We start from the raw sequence: 3,432 nt of genomic DNA, 5'->3' as shown, positions 1-3,432 counted from the left end.
GCCTGCGCCGCGTTGACGCTCGCCGGCTGCGCGCCGCAGCTTGAGCGCGCCTTCGCGACGCCCGGCGCGCGGGAGGTGGCGATCGTCGTCAACTCGCCCGGCGGCTCCCCGGCGCAGGCGCACCTGATCCATCGCCGCATCCGCCAGCTCGCGGCCGAGAAGGAGCTGGCCGTCACCGCCTTCGTGGAGGACGCCGCGGCCTCCGGCGGCTACATGATCGCCTGCGCGGCCGACGAGATCGTCGCCGATCCGTCCTCCATCGTCGGTTCGATCGGCGTGATCTCCGCCAGCTTCGGCTTCGACCGGGCGATCGAGCGCATCGGCGTCGAGCGCCGGCTCCACACGTCCGGCTCGAACAAGGCGATCCTCGATCCGTTCTCGCCGGAAAAGCCGGAAGACGTGGAGCGCCTGAAGGAGATCCAGCGCGAGATCCACGAGCATTTCATCGCGCTGGTGAAGGAGCGCCGGGGCTCGGCCCTGAACGACGCGGACGGCGAGCTGTTCACCGGCGCGTTCTGGACCGGCGCCACGGGGCTTGGCCTCGGCCTCGTGGACCGGATCGGCGACCTGCGCTCCACGCTCCGGGAGCGCTGGGGCGACAAGGTGGACATCCGGCTGATCGCCTCGCGCCAGCCGCTGCTGCGACGCCTGTCCGGGCGGGGCGAGGGCGTGGGCGCGGAGCTCGCCGGCGAGGCGCTGGCCATGCTCGAGGCGCGGGCGATGTGGTCCCGCGTCGGGCTGTGACGGCGTCGAGCGGGCGGGCCGTTTCCGCTTGGCCCGGCGCCGCGATCGCGCCATGATCCTTCGACAGGCTGCCTCGTCCGCCGTGAGGGCCGCGAAGGAGTTTCGACCACAGATGCCGCCTTTTCTGGTGATCGCCGCGGCCGCCGCCGGCGCGGTCTACGGCGCCAAGGCGCTGCGGCGCGAGTGGCGCCGGGTCAATCGCGCCCTCGACGAAAGCGAACGCCAGCGCGAGGTCGCCGAACGCGATCTGCGCCCCACGCTCCGCCGCGACCCCGCCACCGGCGAATACCGGGTGGGCTGAGGACGGCGGCGCCGACGCGGCGCTTGCCTCGCCCGGTCCCGTCGCCTAGCGTCCGCCACGCCTGATTTCCCTTCGCGCCGCCGGACCTCGCCTGAGCCCCATGACCGCCGATCCGCTTTCGCCCGCCCGCTCGTTCCAGGGGCTCATCCTCACGCTGCAGCGCTTCTGGGCGGAGCAGGGCTGCGTCGTTCTGCAGCCTTACGACATGGAGGTGGGCGCCGGCACGTTCCACCCGGCGACCACGCTGCGCTCGCTCGGCCCCAAGCCGTGGAAGGCCGCCTATGTGCAGCCCTCCCGCCGGCCCAAGGACGGGCGCTACGGCGAAAACCCCAACCGGTTCCAGCACTATTACCAGTTCCAGGTCATCCTGAAGCCGAGCCCGGACAACCTTCAGGAGCTCTATCTCGACAGCCTGAAGGCGATCGGCCTCGACCCGGCGCTGCACGACGTGCGCTTCGTGGAGGACGATTGGGAAAGCCCGACGCTGGGCGCCTGGGGCCTCGGCTGGGAGTGCTGGTGCGACGGCATGGAGGTGTCGCAGTTCACCTATTTCCAGCAGGTGGCGGGCGTGGACTGCAACCCGGTCTCGGGCGAGCTGACCTACGGTCTGGAGCGCCTCGCCATGTACATCCAGGGCGTGGACCGGGGTTTCGATCTCAACTTCAACGGCCGCGAGGGCGCCGAGAAGATCACCTATGGCGACGTGTTCAAGCAGGCCGAGCAGGAATACTCCCGCTTCAACTTCGAGCACGCCGACGTCGGCCTGCTGAAGCGCCATTTCGAGGACGCGGAGGCCGAATGCCGCGCCCTGCTCGCCGCCGGCGAGGCGGGCGAGCGCCACCTCATGGCGATGCCGGCCTATGACCAAGCCATCAAGGCGAGCCACGCCTTCAACCTGCTGGACGCCCGCGGCGTGATCTCGGTCACCGAGCGCCAGAGCTACATCCTGCGGGTGCGCGAACTCGCCAAAGCCTGCGGCGCCGCCTGGCTGAAGACCGAAGCCGGCGGCGCGCAGGCGGCGTAAGCGCTGTCGCGGGGCAGAGCGTCTCAAGGGCGACGGACGCTGATCCCCTTCTTCGGTTCCTGAGGTCGGGACAGGGGAGGGGCCTCCGCGTTTCCGGCTGCGCCTGCTTCCGCTTGGGGCGGCCCGCTCCCCGTCTTCAGCCCACGGCGCGGGCGATGGCGGGGAAGGCGATCTCCACCAGCGTGCCTTCGCCGACCGCGCTGCGGATGTCGAACCGGGCCTGGTTGGCCTCCGCCAGCGCCTTGGTCAGCGGCAGGCCGAGGCCTGCGCCCTCGTGGCCGCTCACCGGCAGGCGGCGGAACGGCTCCAGCGCCTGGGCGATGTCCTTGCGCGACATGCCCTGGCCGGTGTCGCGCACCCGGATCACCGGCTCGCCGTGGTCGTTGATGGCGGTCGCCACGATCACCTGCCCGCCGCCGGGGGTGAACTTCACCGCGTTGGAGGCGAGGTTCAGCACGATCTGCCGCACGGAGCGCCGGTCGGCCCGCACCCGCGGCAGGCCGCGGGCGAGCGAGGTGCGCACGATGATCCGCTCGCGGTTGGCCTGCGGCTGAAGCAGCGCCACCGACTGGGACACGGCCTCGTTCAGGTCGACGTCGGTCAGCTCCAGCTCGATCTTGCCGGACTCGATCTTGGACAGATCGAGCAGGTCGTTGACGAGGCTGATCAGGTGCTGGCCCGACATGTGGATGTCGCGCAGGTAGTCCTTGTAGCGCTCGTTGCCGACGCTCCCCAGCCTCTCTTCCATCATCACCTCGGCGAAGCCGATGATGGCGTTGAGGGGTGTGCGGATCTCGTGGCTGACCTTGGCGAGGAAGTCGGACTTGTGCGCCGAGGCCCGCTCCGCCTGCCGCTTGGCGGCGCGCAGGTCCTCCTCCACCTGTTTCCAGGGGCTGACGTCCCGCAGCACGGCGCAGAAGCGCGCCTCCGTGGCGGCGCCCAGCGGCCCGAGCGTGAGATGGAGCGGGATCGCGCCGCCGCGCCGCACGAGGCCCAGCACCTCGCGGCCCCGGGGGGCGGCGGCCGCGCCGGCGGCGGTCTTCATCTCGTCGAGATAGTCGAAGGCGGCGCGCCGGCTTTCGGGCGCCAGAACCAGCGACAGCGGGCCGCCCACCACCTCGGTCGCGGCGTAGCCGAGCAGCTCGGTCGCGCGGCGGTTGATCGCGAGGATGCGGCCCGTGGCGTCGAGGGTCAGCACGCCGTCGGACACGGCGTCCAGCACCGCGTCGAGGTCGTGGCCCGTGTCCGGCGCGGCGGCCGTCGCGTCGTTCCGGCGCAGCGTCACCAGCGTCGCCGGGCCGCCGGCCCAGGTCAGCGCCGACAGCCGCGCCTCCACGTCGATCTCGCGGCCGTCCCGGGCGAC

At 71.7% G+C, this 3,432-nt stretch carries 4 protein-coding genes; 3 read left to right on the top strand and 1 reads right to left on the bottom strand.

Annotated elements, in window-relative coordinates; all coding sequences use genetic code 11:
* The 3 genes from ACFQ4O_RS16240 to ACFQ4O_RS16230 all read left to right on the top strand — a co-directional run.
* Positions 1–744, top strand: a 744-nt coding sequence (locus ACFQ4O_RS16240; protein ID WP_378777202.1) for a S49 family peptidase, incomplete at its 5' end; no start/stop codon positions are given.
* A 112-nt stretch (positions 745–856) separates the two neighbouring features.
* Positions 857–1,045 carry a hypothetical protein gene (locus tag ACFQ4O_RS16235; protein ID WP_378777200.1) on the top strand — a complete coding sequence of 63 codons (189 nt, stop codon included), beginning with the start codon at positions 857–859 and terminating at the stop codon, positions 1,043–1,045.
* A gap of 100 nt (positions 1,046–1,145) precedes the next feature.
* Positions 1,146–2,069, top strand: coding sequence for a glycine--tRNA ligase subunit alpha (locus ACFQ4O_RS16230; protein WP_378777198.1), 924 nt, complete (start codon positions 1,146–1,148; stop codon positions 2,067–2,069).
* A 136-nt stretch (positions 2,070–2,205) separates the two neighbouring features.
* Here the strand turns inward: ACFQ4O_RS16230 and ACFQ4O_RS16225 are convergent.
* On the bottom strand, positions 2,206–3,432 hold a 1,227-nt coding region (locus ACFQ4O_RS16225), incomplete at its 5' end, for a sensor histidine kinase (RefSeq protein WP_378777196.1).

Origin of the sequence: Methylopila musalis (genome assembly GCF_042679725.1) — a bacterium.
Lineage (GTDB): Bacteria > Pseudomonadota > Alphaproteobacteria > Rhizobiales > Methylopilaceae > Methylopila > Methylopila musalis.
The sequence above is the reverse complement of the archived record's forward strand: the minus strand, read 5'-3'. Positions and strand labels throughout refer to the sequence as shown.

What these genes read in the sequence shown, in the direction of transcription:
- ACFQ4O_RS16235 (WP_378777200.1), top strand. Translation starts at nt 857, where the DNA reads ATGCCGCCTTTTCTGGTGATCGCCGCGGCCGCCGCCGGCGCGGTCTAC.
- ACFQ4O_RS16230 (WP_378777198.1), top strand. Translation starts at nt 1,146, where the DNA reads ATGACCGCCGATCCGCTTTCGCCCGCCCGCTCGTTCCAGGGGCTCATC.